We start from the raw sequence: 25,211 nt of genomic DNA on the forward strand, positions 1-25,211 counted from the left end.
AATGAGTTATCTCATTAAGTGCATTGCAAGCTTTCATATATAAACACGTACATTGCATAACCGTTCACAGCCAGTTTTCACCGTATAAAACATCCGTTAACCTTGCGCGTTAGCTCCCGCTACGATCTCCGTGATCTCCTGCGTGATTGCCGCTTGACGAGCCCGGTTATACGTCAATGACAGGTCATTGATGAGCTTGGACGCATTTTTGGTCGCGTTGCCCATGGCTGTCATTTTCGCACCGAGCTCACTCGCCTTGCCATCCAGAAGAGCTCCATAGATCAACGTTTCCGCATAACGAGGCAACAGTACCTCAAGCACGGCTTCAGGAGACGGCTCATATTCGTAGCTGGCAGTCAAACCTTCAGAAGCAGATACCTCTGGAGTTTCCATCGGAAGAAGACGTTCCACCGTAGGAATCTGAGTCAATGCATTCACAAATCGGTTATAGCAAATGAATACTTCATCAAACTCAGCAAGCTCATAACCGTGTACAGCTTCGTGTGCAATGGACTTGATATCTGCAAATTCAGGTGAATCGGACAGGTCCGTTGTATTAGACACCATATCCATCTCACGTCTTCTGAAGTAGTCACGACCTTTACGGCCAATGACGAACAGAGCGTAATCATTTTTGGAGTTATGCTTTTCCTTCAGTGTCTGATTCACCAAACGCAGGATGTTCGCATTGTATCCACCCGCCAGACCACGATCCGATGTAATCACAAGATAAGCTGTCTTTTTCACCGGACGACTTTCGAGCATCGGATGTTTAATGCCTTTTGTGCTTGTTGCAATGCTCGCGACAACCTCTTTCAGTTTCTCTGAATAAGGTCGTGCTGCTTCAGCCTTCTCTTGTGCTTTACGCAGTTTGGCTGCTGCAACCATTTCCATTGCTTTGGTGATCTGCTTTGTACTTTGCACACTTTTAATTTGCCGCTTGATTTCGCGCATGCCTTTTGCCATGATTTCACCACCTCAAAACTTTGGCAAAGCCAAAGTTACTTCGTAAGCATATACCAAACTTTGGCAAAACCAAAGTTCTTCGTAAGCTTCTGTAGACTTCAATTGAAATCGCACATGCAGACATGCGGAATCGTATGCCAACTCCGCAGCCGCATCTATCTATTAGTGTGAGGCAGCGAAACTTTTTCTGAACTGCTCAATCGCAGCTTTCAATGCGGTTTCGTTGTCCCCAGTCAAGTCTTTGTTATCCACGATGGATTGAAGGATTTCCGGTTTGGAACTTACCATGAACGCAAGGAATTCACGCTCAAAACGAGTTACATCACCTGTTGGAATCTCATCCAAATATCCTTTAACTGCAGTGTACAAGCTGACAACCTGTTGTTCTACAGGCAGCGGCTGGTTAACACCTTGTTTCAGGATTTCCATCATGCGGGCACCACGATTCAGGCGGGCCTGAGTGGATTTATCCAGGTCAGAACCAAATTGGGAGAACGCCTGCAACTCACGATATTGAGCGAGGTCCAGACGCAGGGAACCTGCAACCTTTTTCATCGCTTTGATCTGTGCAGAACCACCTACACGAGATACCGAGATACCTACGTTAATCGCTGGACGTTGTCCGGCATTAAAGAGATCGGACTCCAAGAAGATCTGACCGTCTGTGATGGAGATTACGTTCGTTGGAATGTAAGCAGATACGTCAGAAGCCTGTGTTTCAATGAATGGCAGAGCGGTTAAAGAACCACCACCAAGTTCATCGTTCAGCTTCGCTGCACGCTCCAGCAAACGGGAGTGCAGATAGAATACGTCACCCGGATAAGCCTCACGGCCCGGAGGACGGCGAAGCAGCAAGGACAATTCACGATATGCTGCCGCTTGTTTGGTCAAGTCATCATATACTACGAGCACGTGCTCGCCTTTGTACATGAAATACTCACCCATGGAGCAGCCAGAGTATGGTGCAATGTAAAGCAGTGGTGACGGATCGGAAGCCGATGCCGTTACGACGATCGTATATTCCATCGCACCTCTGCGACGCAGGGTTTCTACGACCTGAGCTACGGTAGATTGCTTCTGACCGATCGCTACATAGATACATTTCATACCGCTGCCCTTTTGATTCAGGATCGCATCGATTGCGATCGATGTTTTACCTGTTTGACGGTCACCGATGATCAACTCACGTTGACCACGACCGATTGGAACCATTGCATCAATCGCTTTGATCCCTGTTTGCATCGGCTCATGAACCGATTTACGATCCATAACGCCAGGTGCTTTACCTTCAACCGGACGGAATTCTGTTGTAGCGATTGGCCCTTTGCCATCCACTGGAATACCGAGCGGGTTCACAACGCGACCAATCAATGCTTCACCAACGGGTACCTGCATGATTTGACCTGTACGTTTTACTTGGTCGCCTTCACGGATATCCGAGTAAGGTCCCAGGATAACGACACCGACGTTGCTCTCTTCAACGTTCATGGCAAGACCCATTACACCGCTTGGGAACTCAACCAACTCGTTGGACATGACATTCTCGAGTCCGTATACACGGGCGATCCCGTCACCAACCTCGATAACTGTACCGACTTCGACTACATCGATATCGGTCTTGTATTGTTCGATCTGGCTCTTAATTAATGTACTGATTTCTTCTGGCTTGATACTCAAGTGTCCTCACCCCAATCTACTGTACTCGTCTGTTAAAAGACTGCTCAAGACGTTCCAGCTTGCCAGCCAAGCTGCCGTCATAGATCGTATCGCCAATGGCGACTTTCAATCCGCCCAGCAGAGCAGGATCGACAATGTTCTCGATACGAATCTTTTTATTCACACGGCTTCCGAATTCACGAGCCACCGCTTCTTTTTCTTCATCGTTCAATGCATATGTCGAGTATACGTGAGCATCGGCAATTCCAAGGGAATCCCCTTCAATCTTCACATAGTCACTCAACAACTCTTCCAGCAACTCGACACGGCCACGCTCAATGAGGAGCTGCACCGTACGCAGGACAGGCTCAGACACTTTGCCATCAAGACTTGCCTGAATCACTGATTTTTTGGCTTCATCCGAGATATTAGGAGATACGATAAATTTGATAATATCGGCATCACCGATCAATCCATGGACAACGGCATGAAGTTCCTGTTCAACTTCAAGCACTCGCTGCTGCTCAAGCGCAACCTCAAACAGTGCTTTGGCGTAACGTTTGGCAACAATCGTATCGCGGCTCATTGTCGGCCCCCTACCTCATTGAGGTATTGGTTCACAAGCTCTTCCTGTGCAGGACCGTTCTCAACTTCTTTTTTGATCAGTTTTGAAGCGATCTGTACCGAAGCAGAACCAAGCTCACTGCGAAGTGCCGCAACTGCTTTGTTTTTCTCGCTTTGAATCTCTCTAACCGCATCGTCTTTCAAGCGATTTGCTTCAGATTTTGCATCTGCCAAAATCGTTTCAGCTTGTTTGTTACCTGTTTGTTTGGACTGCTCGATGATATCGTAGGCTTCCTTGCGCGCCTGCTCAAGAGCCTGCTTCTGCTCCTCAACATACGCCATAGCTTGTTCACGAGTCTGCGCAGCCTCATTCATCTGCGTCATTACGAGTTCACGGCGTTTCTCCATGATAGAGAAAAGCGGGCCAAACGCATAACGGCTAAGCAGCCAGTATAAAATAACAAAAGCGATAATCGCCAGAACTGTATTTTCCCATACGAAATTCAATCTGTTCACTCCTTCCTGGAGATATCCTCAGGCTGCACTTCCGAAATATAACGGACGCTACCTAAAAAGAAGGCGCGGAGGGCTGTGGCCTTCCCCGCCAAACCTGCATTAATATTAAGCCGCGCCGTAGAACATGAACGCGAGTACCACACCGATGATCGGCAATACCTCGATCAAACCTACCCCGATAAACATTGTTGTTTGCAGTGTGGATTTCGCTTCTGGTTGACGAGCGATCCCTTCTACTGTTTTGCTGATTACCAAACCGTTACCGATACCTGCGCCAAGTGCGCCCAATCCTGCAACAATTGCTGCTGCCAATAATGCCATTGCTCCCATTTGTATATCCTCCTTAGAATAATCGTAAAATTTTATAGTTCAGTCCTGCAGAGCTAGTCCGTCTGGACTTGAATCTTAATGTTCTTCGTGTGACTCAACTGTTTGTGAAATGTATACCATCATCAATACGGTAAAGACAAAGGCCTGAATCGCACCGATAAAGATACTGAATCCTTGCCAAGCTGTCAGCAACGGAATCGCCGCAATGGCACCGATCCATTTGAACGCCGTCAACTTCATGATGGTAGAGATCAACACCTCACCAGCGAAGATGTTTGCAAACAAACGCATACCGTGTGTAAGCAATTTGGATGCCGTCTCGACGATATTAATCGGGAAGAACAACCAATGTGGCTGGAAGTAGTGTTTAAGATACGCTTTGGTATTCTTGAACAATCCCAGTCCGTGAGCAATCAAAAAGGCAATGATTGCGAGTCCCATTGTGACAGACAAGTCTGCCGTTGGAGATTTCCACCATGCGATTTCAATGTGAGGGTGAGCTTCCGGGTTCTTCTCATGTGCCGTGTTGTAAGCTTCAACTACACTAACAAGCGGCTGTCCCGCGATCTTGGCTTGGTCTGGTTCTGTAATACCAGTCACTACCCCGAAAGGAAGCCCCAGCATATTACCAACAAAAATGAACATAATCATCGTGGTTGCCAGAGTAAGGAAGTGCTGACCTTTCTTCATGTCCATCGTACTTGAGATCAGATTGCGTACAAATTCGATAGCCCATTCCAAAAAGTTCTGCAGCTTACCCGGGTTCTCCACGGACAAGTTTCTTGTTGCCAGCTTACAGATCACAAAGACAATTAAGCTAGTCACCACCAGCATAAGTAATACTGATAAATCCAGTCTGAATCCACCCAAATCAATTATGGGAGCTTCATGCATATTTTTCTCACCCCTTTCTCGCGCGCGATACGGTTTAAATCCTAAACTTCTGTGTTACGGGATAATATAATCCCTATAAAAAGGAGGGAAAATTGTGCAAGAAACAGGCCGCCTACAACCGCATATGTATTGAAGTACTGCGGAAATTGCATCGCCAGAAAAACACCGAGCACTGCAAGCGCTGCTCTTGTCAAAAAACCCAGATTCACCCTTTTCAAATTACCTCCGACCGCATCATCTGCCATAATTCTCACTTTACGTCCCAGATACGAGGCATTAATCCAGCTGATTACAGCGCCTAATGCAATTCCAACCCCGATGGTCTGTATAGCGGGAAACAACGCAGCAATCAGAAAACAGATCATGAGGATGGTCAAAATACACACGGTCATCCATCTGCGATATCTGGCTAGTTCACTCATCACTTTCCCCCATGAATTTTTTAGCAATAAAGTAAATGCTTACTCCACCTGCTGCGAGAAAAAAGAGAACGCTTACGGCGATCCATATTCCGCTTCCTCCAATGGTCTTGTCCAACCACGAGCCAGCATAATATCCGGCAACAGCGAGCAAAGCAATCTCGATTCCAAAAGCTGTCACGAGCCCCATTGCTTTCCATACCTTATCATCATGGTTACGGGATGAATTTGGTTTGTTCGAATCGGCCATTTTCCACGCCACCCTTGCAATCCCAGTTAATTTTACTGAATGATGAGAGCCTTTGTCAATTGATTGATTTTAGCGTTTTAAAGGGGCAAACGCCGGGTTTATGGACGTTCAAAGCCCATAAACCCGCGTAAACCGTACAGTTTAACTGTATGCTATCCCCTCTATAAATCCAACAGAAAATGTGAATTATTTTTTGAACTTTCTGTGAAATGATTCCGGACGCTCACTATTTACGCCGAAATGGTGCAAAATCGCATTGACAATTCTTTCCGATGCATGTCCATCACCGTATGGGTTGGCGGCCTGGCTCATGCTTGCATATAACGTTTCATCTGTAAGCAGAGCTTTGGTCCGTTCATATACACGCTCCTCGTCCGTCCCTACCAATTCCAGGGTGCCGGCTTCAATGCCTTCCGGGCGCTCTGTTGTATCACGCAAAACAAGAACAGGCACACCAAACGAAGGCGCTTCTTCCTGCAAACCGCCTGAATCGGTCAGTATCAAGTGCGTGTGCGGGTAAAAGTTATGCAAATCCACTACGTCTAGCGGATCGATTAACTGTATACGGGGATGATTCCCCAATATCGCGTGAGCCGGCTCCTTCACAGCAGGACTAGGATGCACCGGGTACACGATGGCAATATCCTCAAATTCGTCAGCAATACGTTTGACGGCTTGGAAAATGTTGCGGTGAGGCTCGCCCTGAGATTCACGGCGATGAGCAGTCATCAACACCAGGCGTTTGCCTTGTGCCCAATCTAGTACCGGGTGCTTGTAATCCTCCCGTACTGTATATTGAAACACATCTGTTACGGTGTTGCCTGTGACGTAGGTACTAGACTCCGGTTTATTTTCCTTGGCAAGGTTGGAGGCAGACCAATCCGTTGGTGCAAAATGCAAATCTGCCAGAACACCCGTCAATTGGCGGTTCATCTCCTCCGGATACGGCGACAGCTTGTTCCACGTCCGCAGCCCCGCTTCCACATGTCCTACCTGAATCTGTTGCAGGAACGCTGCATAGCTGGCTACAAATGTCGTAAGTGTATCGCCGTGAACGAGTACGATATCCGGCTTCGCTTCGCGCAAAACCGGCTCCAGGCCGCCAAGAACGCGAATGGTAATCTCGTTCAGGGTCTGGCGGTCCTTCATGACATCCAGATCATAATCGGGATGAATGTCGAAAACCTCAAGAACCTGATCCAGCATCTGTCGATGCTGCGCAGTTACGCAAACAATCGACTCTATCGACTCGGGATGTTTCTGCAATTCGAGAATCAGCGGAGCCATCTTGATGGCTTCCGGGCGCACCCCGAAAATGGTCATGACTTTAATTTTTTTGGACATTCAAGCAAAGCCCCTTTTCTCATCAGCATGTAATATGCTTATTTCGTTCCGTACAAACGGTCTCCTGCATCGCCCAATCCTGGCACGATATATCCATGGTCATCCAAACGGTCATCCAGTGCTGCCACATAGATATCTACATCCGGGTGAGCATCCTGTACTGCCTTGACACCTTCCGGTGCTGCTACGAGATTCATCATTTTGATCTGAGTGCAGCCGCGTTTTTTGAGCACATCAATGGCTGCGATTGCCGATCCGCCTGTAGCGAGCATCGGGTCAATCACAATCAGCTGACGCTCCGTCACGTCTGTAGGCAGCTTGGTGTAATATTCAACCGGCTGCAGTGTTTCCGGATCACGGAACAAGCCAACATGTCCAACTTTTGCCGCTGGCAGAAGCTTCACAACACCATCCAGCATACCAAGTCCTGCACGCAGAATAGGCACCAGTCCAAGCATACGGCCAGAGATGACTTTTCCTTGTGTTGCTGCTACAGGTGTCTGCACGTCAATCGTTTCCAGTTCCACATCTCTTGTAATTTCATAAGCCATCAGCGTAGCTACTTCATCAACCAGTTCACGGAAATCTTTCGTATTCGTACGCATGTCGCGTATAAACGTCAGTTTGTGTTGAATCAGGGGGTGATCACATATTACTAATTTTCCCATTCCTTTGTCCCTCCGGTAATTTCTTCATGTGTTAAGCATTTCCAAATATACCTTGCCGTCATTCACAGGCCCGATAAATCCTGTATATTATATCATCACCCACACCGAATTACACCATCAAAGGGCACTAATCATTACAGAAAAGCAAATCCTACAAAAACAGGACCGGAAAATGATCCATCCGGTCCTGTTTGCTCGTGCTGTTATGTCACTTGAATAGTAAAATGTTGAATACAATGGCACTCCGCCACCAGAATGCTCCTTCGATCGCCGTTATCCCCGAATTTTTTGAATCACCTTGGAAAGGTGAAAATTCGGGGATAAATGCGAACGCTCCGCTTCTACGGCCTCATTCTGCTCGCTTCGTTATTTTGTATTCCATTTTAACAACCTTCAAATACAAACAGCACGAGCAATGTTTTTTAGCAGTTGAAGTAACAGTACTAGTATTTAAGGTCAGTGTAGAGCGGGTATTGGTCAGTCAGGGCTGTTACTTCTGCGCGTGCCTGATCAAGTGTTGCTGTGTCTTTTGGATTTTTGAGCGTTTTAGCGATGATTTTACCGATGGACACCATTGCCTTCTCATCCATACCGCGGGATGTTGCGGCAGGTGTACCGATACGGATACCGCTGGTGATGAACGGACTTGTCGGATCAAACGGAATCGCGTTTTTGTTCACGGTAATGCCGATGGAATCGAGCACATGCTCAGCTTCCTTACCCGTGATGTTCACGCTGCGTGTATCGATCAGCATCAAGTGGTTGTCTGTACCGCCGGATACGATGTTCAATCCTTCAGCGATCAATGTTTCCGCCAAAACTTGTGCGTTTTTCACCACGTTTTGTGCATACGTTTTAAACGAAGGCTGCAACGCTTCACCAAATGCTACAGCTTTCGAAGCGATCACGTGCATCAACGGTCCACCTTGGGAACCCGGGAATACCGCTTTATCAATGGCAGCTGCCCAGGATTTGCGGCACAGGATCATACCGCCACGTGGTCCGCGCAGCGTTTTGTGTGTTGTTGTTGTTACAAAGTGTGCATGCGGAACCGGGTTAGGATGCAATCCAGCTGCAACGAGTCCTGCGATATGCGCCATATCTACCATGAACAGAGCGCCAACATCATTGGCGATGGAAGCCAGCTTTTCAAAATCAATGGTACGCGGATATGCACTTGCACCCGCTACGATCAGACGAGGGCGATGTTTGAAGGCTGCTTTGCGAACTTCATCATAATCAATGAGGAATGTATCTTCCTGTACGCCGTAAGCAACGAAGTTGTACAGCAAGCCGGAAGCGTTAACCGGACTACCATGCGTCAAGTGACCGCCATGCGCCAGGTTCATACCCAGTACCGTGTCACCAGGCTTCAATGCTGCCAGATATACTGCCATGTTCGCTTGCGCACCGGAATGCGGCTGCACGTTGGCATGCTCTGCACCGAACAGCTCTTTCGCACGGTCACGTGCGATATCTTCAACAACATCCACATGCTCACAGCCGCCATAGTAACGTTTGCCAGGATATCCTTCAGCGTATTTGTTAGTCAGAACGGAGCCCAGTGCTTCAATTACCGCTTCACTTACGATGTTCTCGGATGCAATCAGCTCGATGTTGTTCTGTTGACGCTTCAATTCAAGATTCATCGCTTCCAGTACTGCAGGGTCATTCTTGCGCAATTGTTCCATGTTTAAATTCCTCCTAAATTATAATGAAGTTATAAAGCGAGCTTTCAGGTTACACGCCTGACTTCGATTGCATCACCATCTTACGATCACTGTTATCCCCGGATTTCTTTGAACCCTTTTGAAAAAGGGGAAATCCGGTGATAAACGTGAACGCTCCACTTCTCCAGATTGGTGTTGCACTCTCCGTTTACGTGTAAACATCATTACGCTTTATACGTTAGTCACAGAAAGTAGCATCTGGTTGCTCTTCCATTCGGTATACCGCACGCTCTCCGCCAATCAGCTTCGGACGTGTAAGTGCTGTTGTAACACGCGCCTCACCGATGTATCGAAGTGTTGTACGGAAAGGAACGGCAACATGGCGAAGATGCATGCCAATCATCGTTTCCCCGATATCCAGACCCGCATGAGCCTGAATATGTTCAGCAAGACACGGTTCGGACAATGAACGGTAGGCCGCAGAAGCCATCGATCCGCCAGCCGTAGGCACAGGTACAGCCCCGACTTCCGTTAGTCCAAGCCGATTCAGCAGCGCACGTTCCATTACCAATGCACGGTTCAGGTGTTCGCAGCACTGAAATACGGTGTCGAAACCAAACTCCGTCTGCACCTCGCGAACGCCTGCAAGCAGCTGCTGCGCGACATCCACCGCACCGCTGGTGCCGATGCGTTTGCCTGCTACTTCACTTGTGCTTGTACCAATCACAACGATGTGACCTGGGCCAAGCTTCCCGGCAATTGCCAGTTCACGCAGGATCGATGCGGTTTGCTGCTGCAATCCGGGTTGTTCTGAATCCAATTCAATCGTCATCCCATCGCCTCCCGATAAAATCATGCCCGCTACCTATACAAGTTGAACTAAAGATTTTACACAGTCCACTCCAATGACAAAATAACCTTAACTTGTAAATGAAGAGTTCAGCTTATATAGTAATTGTTTGCTCTACATATACGCTGCATGGCATTTCAGGTTCTATTATAGCGAAAAATCAGATGAAAGACGAAAAAAAGAGCAGTCTGCGGGTAACGCAGAATTGCTCTTTTGCCCAGGCGACCGGCCGTTTGTTTCGGTGCTCCATTGTGGTTGTGCCCACTTCGTCGCCAGTTACACCGAATCCCTGTTTTCCCCTTCATCATAAATCAACGCCACTCTAAAATCAACGATTAATTTACATTCCATGTTCTGTTTCTCTATCGTTCCTCTGTCTGCCTGATTTATTCAAGCTTATCCAGCAGCTTGGATAACGCTGTACGAATCTCTGCCGCCGTAATATTGTAATCGTCCCGACTGCCGCCAAACGGGTCCGAGATATCAAAGCTCGGAATGCGCTGCCGAATCTCGATTGCACGCTCCCGCTCGGATGCCAGAATTTCCTGGCCCAATGCCCGCTTCATCTCCAGTGCGGCAAAGAGGCTGTCCAATTCTTCCAAGTCATGAAGCACCTGCTCGTCATTTTCAACATACTCCTTCAGCGTATAGGTCTTCTGAATGGAATCGGGAAACACCTGCATGACATGCTGCTTGTGACTCCGGGTTAAAGTCAGTACAAGATCCGCCCACTCGATCAGCTCTGCACTGAGCTGGGTAGATTGTGACGGTCCCTCTGCCTGATGGTCTTTCAATACAGCTTCAGCATGGCGGGATATCGGCATGCCTGTGGATGCCGCCACACCTGCGGAACGAACATTGACCTGAATGCCGCGTTCGGCCGCCAGTTTACGCAAAAGCCCTTCTGCCATGGGGCTGCGGCACGTGTTACCTGTACATACAAACAAAATATGTTTCATTGTGATAGCCTCCCCATATGATCCAGATGTGATATGCCTATCTTATCGTTCAACCGTTTTATTTTTAAAATATAAACAAAAGTCCAAAGGCAAGCAAGATGGCCCCGCCTACAGCCTCACCGTAATCGCCCAGATTCTGACTTACCCGGCGTCCCAGCAGCAAACCCATGATCGACATCAAGCCGCCGCAGAAGCCAAAGGCCAGAATGGTCAGGACCAGATCACTGCTGAACATGCCCAGCGAGACACCAACGGAGAAGGAATCCACGCTGACACTGAGCGAAAACAAAATAATACCCAGCATGGACCGATGATCCACCAGCTTGGTCTCCCCTTCGCGAAACGCATTCAGAATCATGTGACCGCCCAGCAGCACCAGCAGACCTCCTGCCGCATAGTTCGTAATATCACCCAGCAAGGAGCTGACATACTTGCCCATGTACATGCCCGCCAGCGGCATGATGACATGAAACAGTGCGGTAACGGTACTAATCTTCAATACATCCCGCAGCCGTATGCCTTTCATGCCAATTCCGATACCCAGCGAGAACGCATCCAGACCAAGCGCAACCGCCATAATCAGAATGGTTACCAACTGCCCCACATGGGCAGACACATCCCACATTTTCATTCCCCCAAGTCGCATAAAGGTTCTTGTACACGATATGCGGACAAGGACCTAAACATGACCTTTGCGGGGAAACGAAGACAACGGAGATCCCATACAGCCTTTTATGATGAGAAAAATTATTTGTCCCACTGTGTAGGCAGTTTTTCATTGGTCTCTTCGAAATCTTCAAAACCGTTAAAATGCTCCAAAGCAGCATGGTAACTATTTATATTTTCAAAGGTATCTTCCAGATTGTCACTCATCCAATAAAAATCGTTCAGACTTATGGCATGTGTTTTTTTTAGCAATCTCCCATGAATCATACGTGAATAACCCAAGAGATTCTAATATTTGATTCGCCCCTTGACGTCCCTTGGGAAAACACGATCACTCAGCCAAAGCCTAATATCTTCCTTATTTCGGGAGTTGTCTTTATTAATATAAAATTGGCCAGAGTTATTACGCTTGCTTATACAACCCAAATGGATATCCTGCATCTCCTAAATTTAGCAGCTTCAGCTGTCGTTGTGTATTTCTTTCCTTTCATTGAAAATCCCCCGATGACCACTGTCTTGTACTAAGAAAATAAACGTTGGACATGATTATATGTCCTGACAACAAACTGTCTAATGGGATCAGCGTGTTATGAATAATATAATAAAATATAAACACCCATGGCTAGTGCAAGTGCACCACCCTTTACTTGGAGTGCTAACGATCAGGAAAAGCCTTATTCCGGCAATTTTGGGCTTTGAAAAATGCTAACGATTCCCAGAGACGCTATTCTGCTGAAATCAGCTTGATGAGGCTCATTTTTCAAGATGTTGAATGAAATAAGCTTCCTGGAGATCGTTAGATTTCAAATATCCCCGAATCGGGACAAATAAGCTCGCTGGGGATCGTTAGCTTTCCATCTTCTAATTGAGCAGCCAGAATTGCCAGGGGTGAAGCGGCGGCTCAATCAACCTGGATGAGTTGGTTGCCCGCCGCCTTGAGCAGCCGATTCATGACGGCTGCTCCCAGCCCCTCGCGTGAGCAGGCTTCCGCCACAATATATGTGGCGCCTTGCTCATCGCAGCTGCGCAGCGCGGCGTACAGCCTGCGCGCAGCCTCCTGCAGCTCGCTGGCGCTGCCCAGCGAGAACACAGCATCGGCGCGGTACTGCTCCGCGTGCTCGGCGAATGCCAGTACCGCGGTTCGCTCTCCGCGCTGCGCCGCCTCGGCGAGGGCGGCGCGGGTCCATGCCGCCACCGCTGCGGGCGGCCCCTCCACCACGCACAGCACCCCTGCGGGTGCGTAGTGCGTGTACTTCATGCCCGGCGAGCGCGGCGCCGGGCTGGTGCTGTCGCCAGCGGCCCCTTCGGCGAGAAGCGCCGGGTCCGTGGCGACACGGGCGGCCACGGCGGACAGCTGTTCCGCCGTGATGCCGCCAGGGCGCAGGATGGTGACGGTCCCGTCGTCACCGGCCTGCACCACAGTGGACTCGACGCCCACCCCGGTGGGGCCGCCGTCCACGATGCCGCCGATGCGGCCATCCAGATCCTCCCGCACATGTGCGGCGAGGGTCGGGCTGGGCCGCCCGGAGCGGTTGGCGCTTGGCGCAGCCACAGGGCAGGCCGCCGCCGCGATGAGTGGCAGAGCCACCGGGTGGTCCGGCATGCGCACGGCCACCGTATCCAGCCCGGCGGTCACCCGCGGGGATACCGCCCCCGGCCTAACCGGCAGCACCAGCGTCAGCGGACCCGGCCAGAAGGCTGCCATCAGCGCTTCCGCTGTCTCATTCACCTCCGTGACCAGTTCATGCAGCTGGTCACGGTGTGCGATATGCACGATCAGCGGATTATCGGACGGCCGTCCTTTGGCGGCAAATACCGCCTCCACCGCTTCCGTGCTGCGCGCATCTGCGCCGAGACCGTAGACCGTCTCGGTCGGGAAGGCTACCGTCTCGCCTTGACGTAGGCAGGCCGCGGCTGCCTGCAAGTCCACGAGCGCCGCCTCACGATCGGCGCTCCCCTTTTTCACATCAGCAATCGGGGAATGCTCTTGTTCTTGTACTACGTCTTGCTCTATGTCTTGCGTTATGCCTTCCTGACCCTGCGAGCGCAACAACGCTCTGACATCCCAATAGGCTGTGCGTTGTTCACTCTCATTCGGTGCTGCCCCCATATAACTGCGTTTGTCCTCTAACGAGGTGCGTTGTAATTCATTATACTCATGCTCTCGGTTCATCTATATCATCATCCCTAAACGTCAAGTAGGTTCATTTTCAGTACATATCATTATATCATATCTCCAGCATTTCAGGTTTGGCCTGGTCATGATGCGCCTCTCCCAAACAAACATAAATCAAAAAAAGAAGCCCCCGCACAACTGCTGCAAAGCTTCTCCCTTTATTCCGCCGAACACCCTATTTCATGCCCACATAAAAGTATACTATTAACCTTGTTATGAGAACAATCCTGTTGCCCAATCCCACAATTTCACAGCCACATCCCAGAGGAAAAATCTCGCTTCAGGCGTCTCCCCCTGCACGGATGCCTTCACCTCTACCGAATCCGCTGCTGCGGCAGAGACTGTGGACGGCTTCGCCAGCGCATCTCCTGTGCTTGCATCAATGAAACACAGCGGCGGGAACAATACACACCACCAGTTCTGCCCCTTGCCTTCTCCCAGTGTAATGCGCACCGCTTCATAGTCACCCGCAGGATACACTGTACCCCCATACAGTTTCGTTGGAAAAGGAACCTTACCCAGCTCCACCTGATAATCATAGGTCAGGCCGCGTTGTTTTAATTCTTCTCCCACCCGATTCTCAATCTCGGACAGATGCTCGCGAATCACATGACGTGCCTGCTCCAGGCTTTGCGGGTCCTCCAGCTCTCCAACCCATTCTCCCATCTGCGCAACGACAGCATCCCGAATCTCACGTTTCACAAGCTGGTCTCCGGTCGCATCGGAATTCGCCAGAATCCGCAAACGGATCGACTGCTCCGGAATCGCTGCAGCGGCTACAGCCGCATCTGTTTTCTGACCTTCCCACATCATAATGACCATCATAAGACATACAATAATAAGTCCGATTTGCTTCACAATTGGTCTGCTCATCCCGTTCTCCCCCTCGGCTCGGTATCCTATCACGGTGCCAACTCTCTCATGTCTATCAGTATGCCCGGTAGAGAAGGAAGTAAACCTGATATACGCACAAATCTATTAAAATTTCATAGTATGTGTCACACCTCAACAACTCGTTTAACGAATATCCAAAGAGGCTGTTACACGTTCGCTTCCGAACCTGCCAGCCTCCTTGCTATCCTATCTCAGCTGCGTGTGTGTCATAAAAACCGAAATACTCCAGAATACGTCTATGATTCGTCTAAGATACATCATGACTTTTTCCTTTGCCCTGTGTTACAAGACTCCGGATTCGCTGCATCAGCGTGGGACCCTGCTGCTCCGGCAGCAGTTCATCCTCGTCCTCATCCCCATATAGCTTAATGCTCATGACTAATCCGATACAGGCCATATTAATCAGCAAAGACGTACCCCCGTAACTGATAAAGGGCAAGGTAATGCCAGTTAGCGGCATCAAACCAAGGAACGCACCTACATTTTCAAACACCTGATAGAGCAGCATGCCAATAATGCCCACAATGATTATAGGCCCTGCACGATCCTTGCAACCTAGCGCGATTAGCACCATCCGATGAATGAGGATAAAGTACAGCAGGATCAGCAGCGAAGCGCCTACAAAACCGAATTCTTCCGCAATCACCACAAAGATCGAATCTGAGTAGGTATACGGCACACGTCCGCTTTGAACAGAGGTTCCTTCCAGAAAACCTTTGCCCGTGATCCCGCCTGATCCGATCGCAAGCCCTGCGTTTTTCGTATGCCACATCGCTTTGGCTGTCGCCTTTTCGGGAACAAGCCACGGATCAATGCGCTCGGCCCAGTGTTCTCTTTTTATTTTTTCCAAAAAGGTAAATACCTCATCATGGTAGAACGTATAGGATTTGATAAAACCGATTAAAATCGCACCTATTATCGTCACCCCGATGATCGCATGTTTTAGCTTGATGTTCCCGATCCACAGGACAGCCACCAGGATAACCACATACCCCAGTGCATTCCCCAGGTCATTCTGTGCCATGACGAGCGCAAACGGAACAAACGTCCAGCATCCGATCGGCACCACATCCCGCCAAAAACCCAACTCCCCCCGCTTTCGCTTCACGATGAGGTGGGCGAGAAACAGAATTAGAATCATTTTGAACAGCTCGGCCGGTTGAAAAGAAATGCTCTCGCTGATCTTCAGCCAGCCATTTGCGTTATTCACCTTACTTCCCAGCACATTCGCAAGGATGAGGAAAAGGATGCCTATCCCATACAGAAGCAAGGCATATTTCACGTATAACTTGTAATTGATTAATCCAATGCCGATGACAGCGATAAATCCAGCGATATAGAAATATATCGTTTTCACATGATGGCTATCCAGCTTGGGATCAAAACGTGTTCCGCTGTATACCGCTAACACACTCGTAACCATCAGCAACAACAGTACAAACAGAATGACACCATCCAGCTTTTTTACCGTTTTCCACATGATGCTTGAATATCCCCCTAATCCCGCTTTTCATTTTCCAATAAAGATCAATATTACCATTGTATCTAATTGAAAGCATGAATGGAAATCCGGGTGACGATCGGGAAACATGGATTATACACAAAAATAAAAAACCTTGGAAACTCTCTCCATCAAAAGCTGGAAGGAGTGGTTCCAAGGTTACTATGGATTATTTAACGAACTATTTTCGAGCGTGGACTTGCAGACAAGCCTCACTGTGAATTCAAACGCCGAATGCTGGCCTTCATATTCACTGTTCCGTCTGTTCTTGCTGAGCGGGCTTGCGTCTGAAGAGTTTCATTACGAGTTCCGTAATGCTCGGTTGTTCCGCCGATCCGAGAATGTCCTCGTTCTCCTCCGTATGCACCTTGATACTCATCGCAATACCCATACTGATCATGTTGATCATGATCGAGGTTCCTCCCGAGCTGATAAACGGAAGTGTAATACCTGTCAGCGGCATCAGACCGATGAATGGACCGATGTTTACGAATATCTGATACAGCAGCATCGCAATGACCCCGACAATCAGATAAGGTCCCGCGCGATCCTTACACTCCAGTGCAATCAGAACCATCCTGTGAATCAGAATGAAGTACAGCAGCAGCAGCACCGAGGCACCGATAAAACCAAACTCTTCTCCGATCTGCACAAAGATCGAGTCCGCATAAGCAAGTGGTACACGGTTGGATTGAATCGTTGTGCCTTCCATGTAGCCTTTACCTGTGATGCCACCCGAGCCAATCGCAAGCTTGGCATTATACGTCTGCCACAATACGTCTCTCGACGTCTGATCAGGCACCAGCCACGGGTCGAACCGATCCGCCCAGTGCGAACGGCCAATGTCCTTCAGAAATTTTACAATTTCATCATGATAGTGAATATAAGCCTGAATCCCGCCGACAAAAGCCACGACCGCAATAATAAAGCCGATAAAAGCGTGCATAAACTTGATATTGCCAATCCACAACAGTCCGATGAGGATAATAATATAACTCAAGGCGTTCCCCAGGTCGTTTTGCAGCAGCACAAGCAGCAGCGGCGGCAACACGCAGAGCGAGATCGGAATCACATCACGCCCGAAATACAGCGGCCGATTTTTCTTCCGCGCCAGTATAGCGGATAAAAAAACGATAAGGCACAGCTTGAATAACTCGGCAGGCTGCAAGCTTACACCCATGATGGATAGCCAGCCTTTGGCGCCATAATACTCTTTACCAAAAAACATGACAAAGACAAGCAGCAGCATGCCTACGCCGTAAATATACAAATAGTTTTTCAGAATAAACTTATAGTTGATCATGGATAGTGCAAAAAACACGATAAACCCTAAAATATAATAAAGAACCGCACTTTGTGTAAGTCCTCCCAGCTTGGGACGGCCAAACGTTGTGCTATGAATGGACAAAATACTAATGACCATCAGGATCAAAAGTATAAAAACGATGGAGTAGTCGATCTTTTTGAATTTGTGCAGCATGTAATTATGTTCCCCCAAGCATTCAGAAAATCTTCGGCATACCCCATTGTAGAGGATTTCACGGCAAAAAGAAAACTTACGCGCCTTACATTTTTGTCATCTGTTCCGAAAGTCGAACACCCAGGACATGCCGCTCAATTCCGGCAAGATCGGGAACGATAATAATCTCGGGCCAGTGCCCCGCCGATTCCAGCAGTGCCGCCACGTCCCGAGCCTGCCCCATGCCCAGCTCGAAACCGATCACCTGCGGCGGCGCGGGCAGCAGCCGCAGCTGCTCCAGCATGATGCGGTACGGGGCCAGCCCGTCCGGACCGCCATCCAGTGCGAGGCGCGGCTCATGATCGCGCACCTCCTGCTGCAGCCCGGCGATATCGCCCGCCGGGATGTAGGGCGGGTTGGACACCAGGATGTCCAACCGCTCCCCGGCGAACGGGGCCAGCAGATCGCCTTCGCGGAAGTCGATCTGTACGCCGTTCGCGGCCGCGTTGCACGCGGCCACCTGCAGGGCATCCGCCGAGAGGTCCCCGGCGGCCACCTGCCACTGCGGGCGAAGCGAAGCCATCGTTACCGCGATGGCGCCGCTGCCCGTGCCAATATCGACGGCGCGCACCGCATCGCCGCCGCCGGCAAACACGCGGTCCGCTGCGCGCAGCACAGCCTCGACCAGCAGCTCGGTCTCCGGCCGCGGAATCAGCACGGCCGGCGTGACCTCGAACGGCAGCCCGTAAAATTCCTGGCTGCCGATAATGTACTGCGCCGGCTCACCCGCAGCCTTGCGCGTGACGGCGTCTTCCCAGCGGCTGCGCAGCTCGCCGGGGAACGGCTCCGGCTGCATCATGTAGTACCGGGCGCCATAGACGCCCAGTACGTGCTCCAGCAGCAGCCGGGCATTATTGTGCGGCTCGTACACGCCGCACTTCTCCAAAAAAGAGGAAGCCTCGACAAAGGCTTCCCGGCAACTCTGCTCCGGCGTCATCACAAACTGCGCGCGCGTCACAGATTATTCTCCTCTTTCCATCATTTCTGCCTGCTGTGCAATCGTCAGTGCAGACAGAATTTCTTCAATCTCCCCGTTCATCACCTGATCCAGCTTGTGCATGGTCAGACCGATGCGGTGATCGGTAACACGGCTTTGCGGGAAGTTGTACGTACGGATCCGCTCACTGCGATCCCCTGTGCCCACTTTGCTTTTACGTTCTACCGAGATTTTCGCTTCTTCTTCCATACGTTTCATATCAAAGATACGTGTGCGCAGCACTTGCAGCGCTTTTTCCTTGTTGGAGTTCTGCGATTTCCCATCCTGACATGTCGCTACGATACCTGTTGGCACGTGAGTTACCCGTACCGCCGATTTCGTTGTATTAACCGATTGTCCGCCTGCCCCACTGGAGCAGAACGTATCTACACGAATGTCTTTATCATGAATTTCGATATCAAAATCTTCCGCTTCCGGCATGACCGCAACCGTTGAAGTCGACGTGTGAATCCGTCCGCCGGATTCCGTCGTTGGAATACGCTGCACACGGTGTGCACCGCTCTCGTATTTCATTTTACTGTACGCACCGCGTCCGTTGATCATGAACACAACCTCTTTGAACCCGCCGAGGTCGTTCGTATTCACATCCATCAGCTCGACTTTCCAGCCTTGTGCATCCGCATAACGTGTGTACATGCGGTACAAATCAGCCGCAAACAATGCCGCCTCATCACCGCCAGCCGCACCGCGAATCTCCACAATGACGTTTTTGTCGTCATTCGGGTCCTTCGGCAGCATAAGCACACGAATCAGTTCATCCAGCTCTTTCTGGCGAGCAGACAGCTCTTCGATCTCCATCTTGACCATCTCGCGCATCTCGTCATCCAGCTTCTCATTTTGCATTTCCTTTGCCGCTTCCAGATCCTCGCTCACCTGTTTGTACTCATTGTACGCATCATAGGTCGGCTGAAGATCGGATTGCTCCTTGGAATACTCACGCAGCTTTTTGTTATCGCTCGCTACATCCGGGTCACACAAAAGCTCGCTCAGCTTGTCATAACGATCGGCTAACGCCTGCAATTTATCCAACATGTATAGTCACCTCACGTTTTATTTTGTCCACGTACATGTGCATTTCCATACCGTTCCATTTGCACACCTATACTTCATTCTTTTCGCACCACATATATCTATAATTCAAAATTCCACAATACTCAGGATTCTGACCGAATCCCCTGACCGCAGCATGTCATTCCATTTCCGTGTTATATGATCGACGTATAACCTCGCTACAACGTCATCAAATCCTTTACTTGTAAAGTGATATAAATAAATCGTCTACCTCCTGAAGCTCCCCGTCCCATCTCAACGATTAGAACGAACAGTTTACCATGGGTATACGACTCTTTATTATAGCATATTCTTATGCTCCTGAACAGCAAGAGTTCACAGCTAGAGCAATTCATCCTCCAACTGTTCCAGCACAACACTCCACCATGTTTCCTCATCAAGCATACTTACAGGGTCTTTTTCAGTATAAAATAAACGGAGCTGCTTCACCGCTTCATCTTTTTTGAATTGCTCGTTTACCTGGGAACGAGGTTTAATCTCTCCACGTCGAAATGCTTCCAGCTTTGCTTGCGCTTGCTCCAGCGTCATAACACTCGGCTCATCAGGTTTGGAATGCTCCTTCACGATTGCCGTATACCTGTTCAGAAACGCCAGAAACAGGTGCAGACTGCTGTTCATTACTGCATACTCTTCCGTCTGCACATCTACTCTGTACAGTATGCCCGTTCCAGATTCCAGTCCGAGTGCAGCCGTATTCTCATCCCACTCATATCCGATGGGTAGCAGCGTTTTGGAATTATCCGATGTACGTACCAGCTCGCAATCCGACACAGGATTAAACCTAATCCCAAGTACAGGTTCACCATCCAGGGTGAACTGTGGCAAGCCGGACCCAATCAATAACTCCTGCGTTTCTTCGGGCAACCCTGCCTTCTCTACAAGCTCAGGATTATATCGAACCAATCGGGACGTAATCTCCACTCTTGCCACCTCCTCCGAAGATACTTCTTTCTTTTATTATATCCATCACGGGGAAACAATCCAGTGGAAACGCAGTCATATGAGCATAAATCTAACCCCTTGCTGCTAAATAAAATACCAAACAAAAACAGCACCGTTCTCTGTACCAGAGAGCAGTGCCGTTCTTTATTTTAATCCAAAACCGTTTCGAAAAATAATCCCGTCCGAAGTTCCATTATCCCTGTTTAGATCGTGATCTAATCTGGTAATCGGAAGCTTTCAGCTTGTAATTATGTCTCCGTTAACCCGGCGGATTGCATCTTGAAATTTAGACTATAAGTTAAACTTTAAATTACACGTTGAAACGGAAGTGCATCACGTCGCCGTCATTCACCACGTACTCTTTACCTTCGAGACGCAGTTGACCGCGTTCTTTGGCGCCGTTCATGGAACCTGCTGCAACCAGGTCTTCATAAGAAACAACCTCTGCACGAATGAAACCGCGCTCGAAGTCTGTGTGAATGACACCCGCTGCACCTGGTGCTTTTGTTCCTTTACGGATGGTCCACGCACGAACCTCTTGTACACCTGCTGTAAAGTACGTGTACAGGCCAAGCAGCTTGTAAGCCGCTTTGATCAACAGGTTCAGACCGGATTCCTGAATACCCAGCTCTTCCAGGAACATTTGTTTATCTTCGCCTTCCAGCTCGGAGATTTCTTCCTCAACCTTTGCGCTGATTGGCACCACTTCTGCATTTTCAGCAGCAGCGAACTCTCTAACTTTTTGCACATATGCATTGTTCGCTACGTCACCGATTTCGTCCTCAGCCACGTTGGCAGCATACAGAACCGGCTTCAGCGTAAGCAGGTGCAGATCACGTACGATCAGGCGCTCTTCATCCGACAACTCCATGCTGCGTGCAGGCATATCTTCATAAAGAACCGCTTTGACTTTCTCCAATACTTCAACTTCTTGAGCAGCCGTTTTGTTGCCGCCCTTCATGTTTTTCTTGGAGCGTTCGATTTTTTTCTCCACACTCTCGATATCAGCCAGAATCAGCTCCAGGTTAATCGTCTGGATGTCGCTGATCGGATCGATTTTGCCATCCACGTGTGTGATGTTTTCATCTACGAAGCAGCGTACCACGTGTACAATCGCATCCACTTCACGGATGTGGGCAAGAAACTTGTTGCCCAGACCTTCACCTTTGGAAGCTCCACGCACCAGACCTGCGATATCTACGAATTCAAATGCAGTAGGAACCGTTTTTTTCGGTTCAACCAGTTCTGTCAATTTGTCCAAACGCTCGTCCGGTACTTCGACGATCCCCACGTTCGGGTCAATCGTACAAAACGGATAGTTCGCGGACTCGGCACCTGCTTGTGTAATTGCGTTAAACAACGTAGATTTCCCGACGTTCGGAAGCCCCACTATTCCTGCTTTCAAAGCCATGTATATGACAACTCCTCATTCATTACTTGTTCGGTATGGATAATCCTAACCATTATATATGACAAACCCCAAGGCATCAAGGAACTTCGCTGATTCCTAGCCATAGCCATCACCAGCCATTCATTCTGTGAATCTTTGGTTTCTACGTCTAATTGTGCTTCTGATTCGAGTCATATGTTTAAAGTCGTTCACTCAGCCCGAGTAAAAATACGTTTGCGTTGCAGGATCAACCTTAGCCTATGTCTTTGATCTCCTTATACATCGTCAAATCCGTCACTTCATAGCCCATTTTGCGATACAGGCTGCTCGCCCGCACATTATGTCCAAACACATGCAGACCAATGCGGTCCACCCCAAGACTACATGCTGTCCGCTCAAGGGCTTCCATTGTCTCAGTGCCGTACCCTTTGCCGCGATGTACTTCTTCCACCACAATATCCAGCAAAAAGGCTTCTTTCCCGCGACGATTTTCCGTAACATTAAACCAGATGTACCCGACAATGCCGTCCACCGGATGCACCAGATTGTACACGTATGCCCCCGGCGTCTCCAAACCTTGTGGCAAATAACGCTCATAGGATTCCTCTGCCCGTTCCAGTGCCTCCTCCGGCGCCCACGTGCCTGCTTCTACCTTTTCCTCTGCAAAATCTGCAATCGAACGACTGCGAAAACTCGCAAATTGCTCTCCGTTCATTGGCAACAGTTCCATGCTGTATTCCTCCTCATCTGGGTGTGATCACTTAGGTGTAATATTTATGTATAATTGGTCAGCTAATTGATCTTGGTCTATTGTACCCTAATTGTATTGTACCCTGATGATGTAAGTTAGGCATTTCTCTTTTTTCCATATCTACTTATGTTAAAATATAAGGGCGAGCGACCGGCCAAAGTTTCTCGCCCAGAGGTCGAAGGGTTATTCCATCGGCTTTACCCTTTTAACATGATTATACCGATTAATCAGCTCGTCCAGCACCATGGACTGGTGGATGACCTTAGGGTGAAGAAGGTCGCCGTACTCCGTTTTTAATTGATGGAGTTTCTGCCTTGCTTCTTCAATTCGCAGTTTGAGTTCGTCACGATCCATAACACCCCTCCCTGCTGTACCATTTTAGAACATCCTGCTAATTAGTAAAAATTCAAATAATCCCCAACATAGGATCGCAAAAAAAACACCCTTTACCCGAAAGGCCTCTGAACAATCTGTGACGATTGTCTATTCAAAGAGCATTTCGAAAGCTGAGGATGTATCCACGCGAAACCTGCCTCTCGTCAACTGTGATAAGAGTCTGTCTTTACTTAGGTGGTGTTATTCTTAAGTTTCTTTTCGATTTTTTACGCTTTAACATTCGGACTATATAATCTCTGAATTTTCTCAATAAGCTGTTCTGCGCTTGGCTTAGCGCCCCGTCCGGTTGCATAGTGCTGCAAATCCTCAAATAACCCCAAGCAATCCAGCAGACCATCCTTATTCATATTTTCAATTGCAAATTCCATGCCTTTACGGATATACCCTACGCCTCTATCATAATCGTTATTTCTTAAATAGTACGTACCCAGTCCTGCCAGCAAAATACCATATTGATCATTGGTGTATTGCTTGCTCATTTTTCCCAAGCGGCTGCTTTGCTCCTCGTATACCAGATAGGACTGATACTCATCAAGAACAGAATCAATATTGATATTATACCGATTCGCTGCGGTCACAATCGCGCATAGTGCAGGGAATACTTCTTTTTTTCGATCAGAGATATACTTTAAATAATCTTGAATCAACTCTGTCTCACCTGACAACAATCTAAAATAGTAGTTATTTCCTTCTGACCAATCCTGAAATTGAAGAATTACGATTTTTTCTTCTTCGGTAGGATCTTTGATCCAGCTGTAGTCAGCGTATTTTGAAACATATTGAAGCGTTTCTTCATAATTTCCATGTTGATAACTGACCTCGGCAAGAGCAAGGTAAGAATACAAAGCATAAAATACAATCTTCTTCTTGGTTTTAGTCTCCACTTCTCTTAATGTTTTCTTGGCCTCATATTGAATAAAAGCTTTGATCTGTAACTGATCAGCAAACTCTTTCACTTTGTCCCAACGGCGCAAGGAAGCGTACACATTAATTAGGTCATTCAGTGCGTCGAATTGGTAAGGTTCGTCAAGCCGTTGAACAAATAGCTCGAATTGAGTAGCTAATGTCAAATTGTTGCTCTGGTCATTAGAAAGCCCAATGGAAAACAAACGGTACTGGCTTAAAGCCAGACGCTCCGAATGCTGCAACTTCTCACTCTCGGCAACACAGCGGTATAAAGGTATGCAAGCCTCCAGCTTTCCCTCGCTATATAACTGTTCAGCCAGCTCAAACAACATGGGAACATACGAGAGATGATCAACCACGTATCTGACCGCCGTCTCCATATAAGAGACATGCCCCAATTCCGCACAACGATATAAAAAGGGCCTCAGTCTTCGCCAATCCAGATTGGCATCAATTAAATATTCGTGTATGTATAGTTCATATAAGTAGCCTTCAGGTAAGCCCATTCCAGCAGTAATCCGATCCAACTGATTCAAGCCTATTGGACGAAGTCCTTTCAATGTGCCGCTTAGTGTCCCGGAATTAACACCTGAAATCTCTGAAAAACGATTAATGGTCATCCGATTATTTTGCAAATATCGTTCTAAATGTTCACAAATTGTGGCTTTTGAGTTCAAAGGGACACCGCCTTCCCATGAAAATTAAGCTCGATCAATGAAATCATACAATATTTATGTAATTATCATCAATATTTACTTGGGGATTGTTAACTATTATATACAAAACAAAAACCCGCCCCATATTAGTGAGCAGGTCTGTGCGGAAAATAACAATCAGTACCTTTTAAATTTCAATCTCTAACGATTCCTAGAGAAGCTATTTAGCACATTTGAGTCACTTTGAAATTCTAACGATC

General features: G+C 48.4%; 26 protein-coding genes and 1 riboswitch. All 26 genes read right to left on the bottom strand.

The features are described from left to right. Positions 1-96: 96 nt before the first annotated feature. The gene (gene atpG, locus ACQSGY_RS12290; RefSeq protein WP_216518930.1) at positions 97-966 is read right to left on the bottom strand and encodes an ATP synthase F1 subunit gamma; all 870 of its coding nucleotides are present in this window, start codon (positions 964-966) and stop codon (positions 97-99) included. A gap of 162 nt (positions 967-1,128) precedes the next feature. Then, positions 1,129-2,643 carry a F0F1 ATP synthase subunit alpha gene (gene atpA / locus ACQSGY_RS12295; RefSeq protein ID WP_111269073.1) on the bottom strand — a complete coding sequence of 505 codons (1,515 nt, stop codon included), beginning with the start codon at positions 2,641-2,643 and terminating at the stop codon, positions 1,129-1,131. 16 nt (positions 2,644-2,659) lie between these two features. Continuing rightward, positions 2,660-3,208, bottom strand: a complete 549-nt coding sequence (locus ACQSGY_RS12300) for a F0F1 ATP synthase subunit delta (protein WP_427052087.1) — start codon at positions 3,206-3,208, stop codon at positions 2,660-2,662. Further along, positions 3,205-3,693 carry a F0F1 ATP synthase subunit B gene (gene atpF / locus ACQSGY_RS12305; RefSeq protein ID WP_111269071.1) on the bottom strand — a complete coding sequence of 163 codons (489 nt, stop codon included), beginning with the start codon at positions 3,691-3,693 and terminating at the stop codon, positions 3,205-3,207. Before atpF ends, ACQSGY_RS12300 begins: the two co-directional genes overlap by 4 nt. Before the next feature lie 114 nt (positions 3,694-3,807). Beyond that, positions 3,808-4,032, bottom strand: a complete 225-nt coding sequence (gene atpE / locus ACQSGY_RS12310) for a F0F1 ATP synthase subunit C (protein WP_110895629.1) — start codon at positions 4,030-4,032, stop codon at positions 3,808-3,810. Positions 4,033-4,107: 75 nt separating this feature from the next. After that, the gene (atpB, locus tag ACQSGY_RS12315) at positions 4,108-4,926 is read right to left on the bottom strand and encodes a F0F1 ATP synthase subunit A (protein ID WP_111269070.1); all 819 of its coding nucleotides are present in this window, start codon (positions 4,924-4,926) and stop codon (positions 4,108-4,110) included. A gap of 41 nt (positions 4,927-4,967) precedes the next feature. Further along, entirely contained in the window at positions 4,968-5,348 is a 381-nt protein-coding gene (locus tag ACQSGY_RS12320; protein ID WP_145404430.1) for an ATP synthase subunit I, read from the bottom strand. Further along, on the bottom strand, positions 5,341-5,595 hold the full coding sequence (locus ACQSGY_RS12325) for an AtpZ/AtpI family protein (protein WP_110895634.1): 255 nt from the start codon (positions 5,593-5,595) through the stop codon (positions 5,341-5,343). The genes ACQSGY_RS12320 and ACQSGY_RS12325 overlap by 8 nt, the downstream gene beginning before the upstream one ends. Positions 5,596-5,781: 186 nt before the next feature. Then, positions 5,782-6,939: a non-hydrolyzing UDP-N-acetylglucosamine 2-epimerase gene (gene wecB, locus ACQSGY_RS12330; protein ID WP_111269068.1), complete on the bottom strand. Its 1,158-nt coding sequence runs from the start codon at positions 6,937-6,939 to the stop codon at positions 5,782-5,784. A gap of 38 nt (positions 6,940-6,977) precedes the next feature. Then, positions 6,978-7,607 (bottom strand): uracil phosphoribosyltransferase, encoded by a 630-nt coding sequence (gene upp / locus ACQSGY_RS12335; RefSeq protein ID WP_017691929.1) that lies wholly within the window; start codon positions 7,605-7,607, stop codon positions 6,978-6,980. 443 nt (positions 7,608-8,050) lie between these two features. Continuing rightward, positions 8,051-9,298 (bottom strand): serine hydroxymethyltransferase, encoded by a 1,248-nt coding sequence (gene glyA, locus ACQSGY_RS12340; RefSeq protein WP_111269067.1) that lies wholly within the window; start codon positions 9,296-9,298, stop codon positions 8,051-8,053. A 217-nt stretch (positions 9,299-9,515) separates the two neighbouring features. Further along, positions 9,516-10,109, bottom strand: coding sequence for a TIGR01440 family protein (locus tag ACQSGY_RS12345; protein ID WP_188593823.1), 594 nt, complete (start codon positions 10,107-10,109; stop codon positions 9,516-9,518). Positions 10,110-10,335: 226 nt separating this feature from the next. Then, positions 10,336-10,417: riboswitch (ZMP/ZTP riboswitch) on the bottom strand. A gap of 96 nt (positions 10,418-10,513) precedes the next feature. Beyond that, on the bottom strand, positions 10,514-11,086 hold the full coding sequence (locus tag ACQSGY_RS12350; RefSeq protein ID WP_427052088.1) for a low molecular weight protein arginine phosphatase: 573 nt from the start codon (positions 11,084-11,086) through the stop codon (positions 10,514-10,516). Between the two features lie 64 nt (positions 11,087-11,150). Then, on the bottom strand, positions 11,151-11,711 hold the full coding sequence (locus ACQSGY_RS12355; RefSeq protein ID WP_110895643.1) for a manganese efflux pump MntP family protein: 561 nt from the start codon (positions 11,709-11,711) through the stop codon (positions 11,151-11,153). A 122-nt stretch (positions 11,712-11,833) separates the two neighbouring features. Continuing rightward, a complete protein-coding gene (locus tag ACQSGY_RS12360; protein ID WP_260866423.1) occupies positions 11,834-11,959 on the bottom strand; it encodes a hypothetical protein in 126 nt (41 codons plus the stop codon). Positions 11,960-12,653: 694 nt separating this feature from the next. Further along, entirely contained in the window at positions 12,654-13,862 is a 1,209-nt protein-coding gene (locus ACQSGY_RS12365; protein ID WP_427052217.1) for an L-threonylcarbamoyladenylate synthase, read from the bottom strand. A gap of 279 nt (positions 13,863-14,141) precedes the next feature. Next, positions 14,142-14,801: a stage II sporulation protein R gene (gene spoIIR / locus ACQSGY_RS12370; protein ID WP_427052089.1), complete on the bottom strand. Its 660-nt coding sequence runs from the start codon at positions 14,799-14,801 to the stop codon at positions 14,142-14,144. A 268-nt stretch (positions 14,802-15,069) separates the two neighbouring features. After that, on the bottom strand, positions 15,070-16,302 hold the full coding sequence (locus tag ACQSGY_RS12375; protein ID WP_427052090.1) for an FtsW/RodA/SpoVE family cell cycle protein: 1,233 nt from the start codon (positions 16,300-16,302) through the stop codon (positions 15,070-15,072). Positions 16,303-16,573: 271 nt separating this feature from the next. After that, positions 16,574-17,803: an FtsW/RodA/SpoVE family cell cycle protein gene (locus ACQSGY_RS12380; RefSeq protein WP_216518910.1), complete on the bottom strand. Its 1,230-nt coding sequence runs from the start codon at positions 17,801-17,803 to the stop codon at positions 16,574-16,576. A gap of 85 nt (positions 17,804-17,888) precedes the next feature. Beyond that, positions 17,889-18,779, bottom strand: a complete 891-nt coding sequence (gene prmC, locus ACQSGY_RS12385; protein WP_427052218.1) for a peptide chain release factor N(5)-glutamine methyltransferase — start codon at positions 18,777-18,779, stop codon at positions 17,889-17,891. Positions 18,780-18,803: 24 nt separating this feature from the next. Continuing rightward, positions 18,804-19,871 (bottom strand): peptide chain release factor 1, encoded by a 1,068-nt coding sequence (gene prfA / locus ACQSGY_RS12390; protein ID WP_111269058.1) that lies wholly within the window; start codon positions 19,869-19,871, stop codon positions 18,804-18,806. Positions 19,872-20,231: 360 nt separating this feature from the next. Beyond that, the gene (locus ACQSGY_RS12395; protein ID WP_427052091.1) at positions 20,232-20,831 is read right to left on the bottom strand and encodes an SUKH-4 family immunity protein; all 600 of its coding nucleotides are present in this window, start codon (positions 20,829-20,831) and stop codon (positions 20,232-20,234) included. Positions 20,832-21,162: 331 nt separating this feature from the next. After that, positions 21,163-22,263 (bottom strand): redox-regulated ATPase YchF, encoded by a 1,101-nt coding sequence (gene ychF / locus ACQSGY_RS12400; RefSeq protein ID WP_216518906.1) that lies wholly within the window; start codon positions 22,261-22,263, stop codon positions 21,163-21,165. A gap of 232 nt (positions 22,264-22,495) precedes the next feature. Continuing rightward, positions 22,496-22,972: a GNAT family N-acetyltransferase gene (locus tag ACQSGY_RS12405; protein WP_427052092.1), complete on the bottom strand. Its 477-nt coding sequence runs from the start codon at positions 22,970-22,972 to the stop codon at positions 22,496-22,498. Between the two features lie 204 nt (positions 22,973-23,176). Beyond that, on the bottom strand, positions 23,177-23,347 hold the full coding sequence (locus tag ACQSGY_RS12410; RefSeq protein WP_216518902.1) for an aspartyl-phosphate phosphatase Spo0E family protein: 171 nt from the start codon (positions 23,345-23,347) through the stop codon (positions 23,177-23,179). A 248-nt stretch (positions 23,348-23,595) separates the two neighbouring features. After that, a complete protein-coding gene (locus ACQSGY_RS12415; protein WP_427052093.1) occupies positions 23,596-24,972 on the bottom strand; it encodes a transcriptional regulator in 1,377 nt (458 codons plus the stop codon). Positions 24,973-25,211 lie beyond the last annotated feature (239 nt).

The sequence above is a fragment of the Paenibacillus sp. TC-CSREp1 genome (assembly GCF_050171015.1).
Classification (GTDB): domain Bacteria; phylum Bacillota; class Bacilli; order Paenibacillales; family Paenibacillaceae; genus Paenibacillus; species Paenibacillus silvae.

Excerpts from the sequence above, each read along its gene's own strand:
- atpG (WP_216518930.1), bottom strand. The coding sequence starts at position 966 with ATGGCAAAAGGCATGCGCGAAATCAAGCGGCAAATTAAAAGTGTGCAA.
- ACQSGY_RS12300 (WP_427052087.1), bottom strand. The coding sequence starts at position 3,208 with ATGAGCCGCGATACGATTGTTGCCAAACGTTACGCCAAAGCACTGTTT.
- atpE (WP_110895629.1), bottom strand. The coding sequence starts at position 4,032 with ATGGGAGCAATGGCATTATTGGCAGCAGCAATTGTTGCAGGATTGGGC.
- atpB (WP_111269070.1), bottom strand. The coding sequence starts at position 4,926 with ATGCATGAAGCTCCCATAATTGATTTGGGTGGATTCAGACTGGATTTA.
- ACQSGY_RS12320 (WP_145404430.1), bottom strand. The coding sequence starts at position 5,348 with ATGAGTGAACTAGCCAGATATCGCAGATGGATGACCGTGTGTATTTTG.
- ACQSGY_RS12325 (WP_110895634.1), bottom strand. The coding sequence starts at position 5,595 with ATGGCCGATTCGAACAAACCAAATTCATCCCGTAACCATGATGATAAG.
- wecB (WP_111269068.1), bottom strand. The coding sequence starts at position 6,939 with ATGTCCAAAAAAATTAAAGTCATGACCATTTTCGGGGTGCGCCCGGAA.
- upp (WP_017691929.1), bottom strand. The coding sequence starts at position 7,607 with ATGGGAAAATTAGTAATATGTGATCACCCCCTGATTCAACACAAACTG.
- glyA (WP_111269067.1), bottom strand. The coding sequence starts at position 9,298 with ATGGAACAATTGCGCAAGAATGACCCTGCAGTACTGGAAGCGATGAAT.
- ACQSGY_RS12345 (WP_188593823.1), bottom strand. The coding sequence starts at position 10,109 with ATGACGATTGAATTGGATTCAGAACAACCCGGATTGCAGCAGCAAACC.
- ACQSGY_RS12350 (WP_427052088.1), bottom strand. The coding sequence starts at position 11,086 with ATGAAACATATTTTGTTTGTATGTACAGGTAACACGTGCCGCAGCCCC.
- ACQSGY_RS12355 (WP_110895643.1), bottom strand. The coding sequence starts at position 11,711 with ATGTGGGATGTGTCTGCCCATGTGGGGCAGTTGGTAACCATTCTGATT.
- ACQSGY_RS12360 (WP_260866423.1), bottom strand. The coding sequence starts at position 11,959 with ATGAGTGACAATCTGGAAGATACCTTTGAAAATATAAATAGTTACCAT.
- ACQSGY_RS12365 (WP_427052217.1), bottom strand. The coding sequence starts at position 13,862 with ATGGGGGCAGCACCGAATGAGAGTGAACAACGCACAGCCTATTGGGAT.
- spoIIR (WP_427052089.1), bottom strand. The coding sequence starts at position 14,801 with ATGAGCAGACCAATTGTGAAGCAAATCGGACTTATTATTGTATGTCTT.
- ACQSGY_RS12375 (WP_427052090.1), bottom strand. The coding sequence starts at position 16,302 with ATGTGGAAAACGGTAAAAAAGCTGGATGGTGTCATTCTGTTTGTACTG.
- ACQSGY_RS12380 (WP_216518910.1), bottom strand. The coding sequence starts at position 17,803 with ATGCTGCACAAATTCAAAAAGATCGACTACTCCATCGTTTTTATACTT.
- prmC (WP_427052218.1), bottom strand. The coding sequence starts at position 18,779 with ATGACGCCGGAGCAGAGTTGCCGGGAAGCCTTTGTCGAGGCTTCCTCT.
- prfA (WP_111269058.1), bottom strand. The coding sequence starts at position 19,871 with ATGTTGGATAAATTGCAGGCGTTAGCCGATCGTTATGACAAGCTGAGC.
- ychF (WP_216518906.1), bottom strand. The coding sequence starts at position 22,263 with ATGGCTTTGAAAGCAGGAATAGTGGGGCTTCCGAACGTCGGGAAATCT.
- ACQSGY_RS12405 (WP_427052092.1), bottom strand. The coding sequence starts at position 22,972 with ATGGAACTGTTGCCAATGAACGGAGAGCAATTTGCGAGTTTTCGCAGT.
- ACQSGY_RS12410 (WP_216518902.1), bottom strand. The coding sequence starts at position 23,347 with ATGGATCGTGACGAACTCAAACTGCGAATTGAAGAAGCAAGGCAGAAA.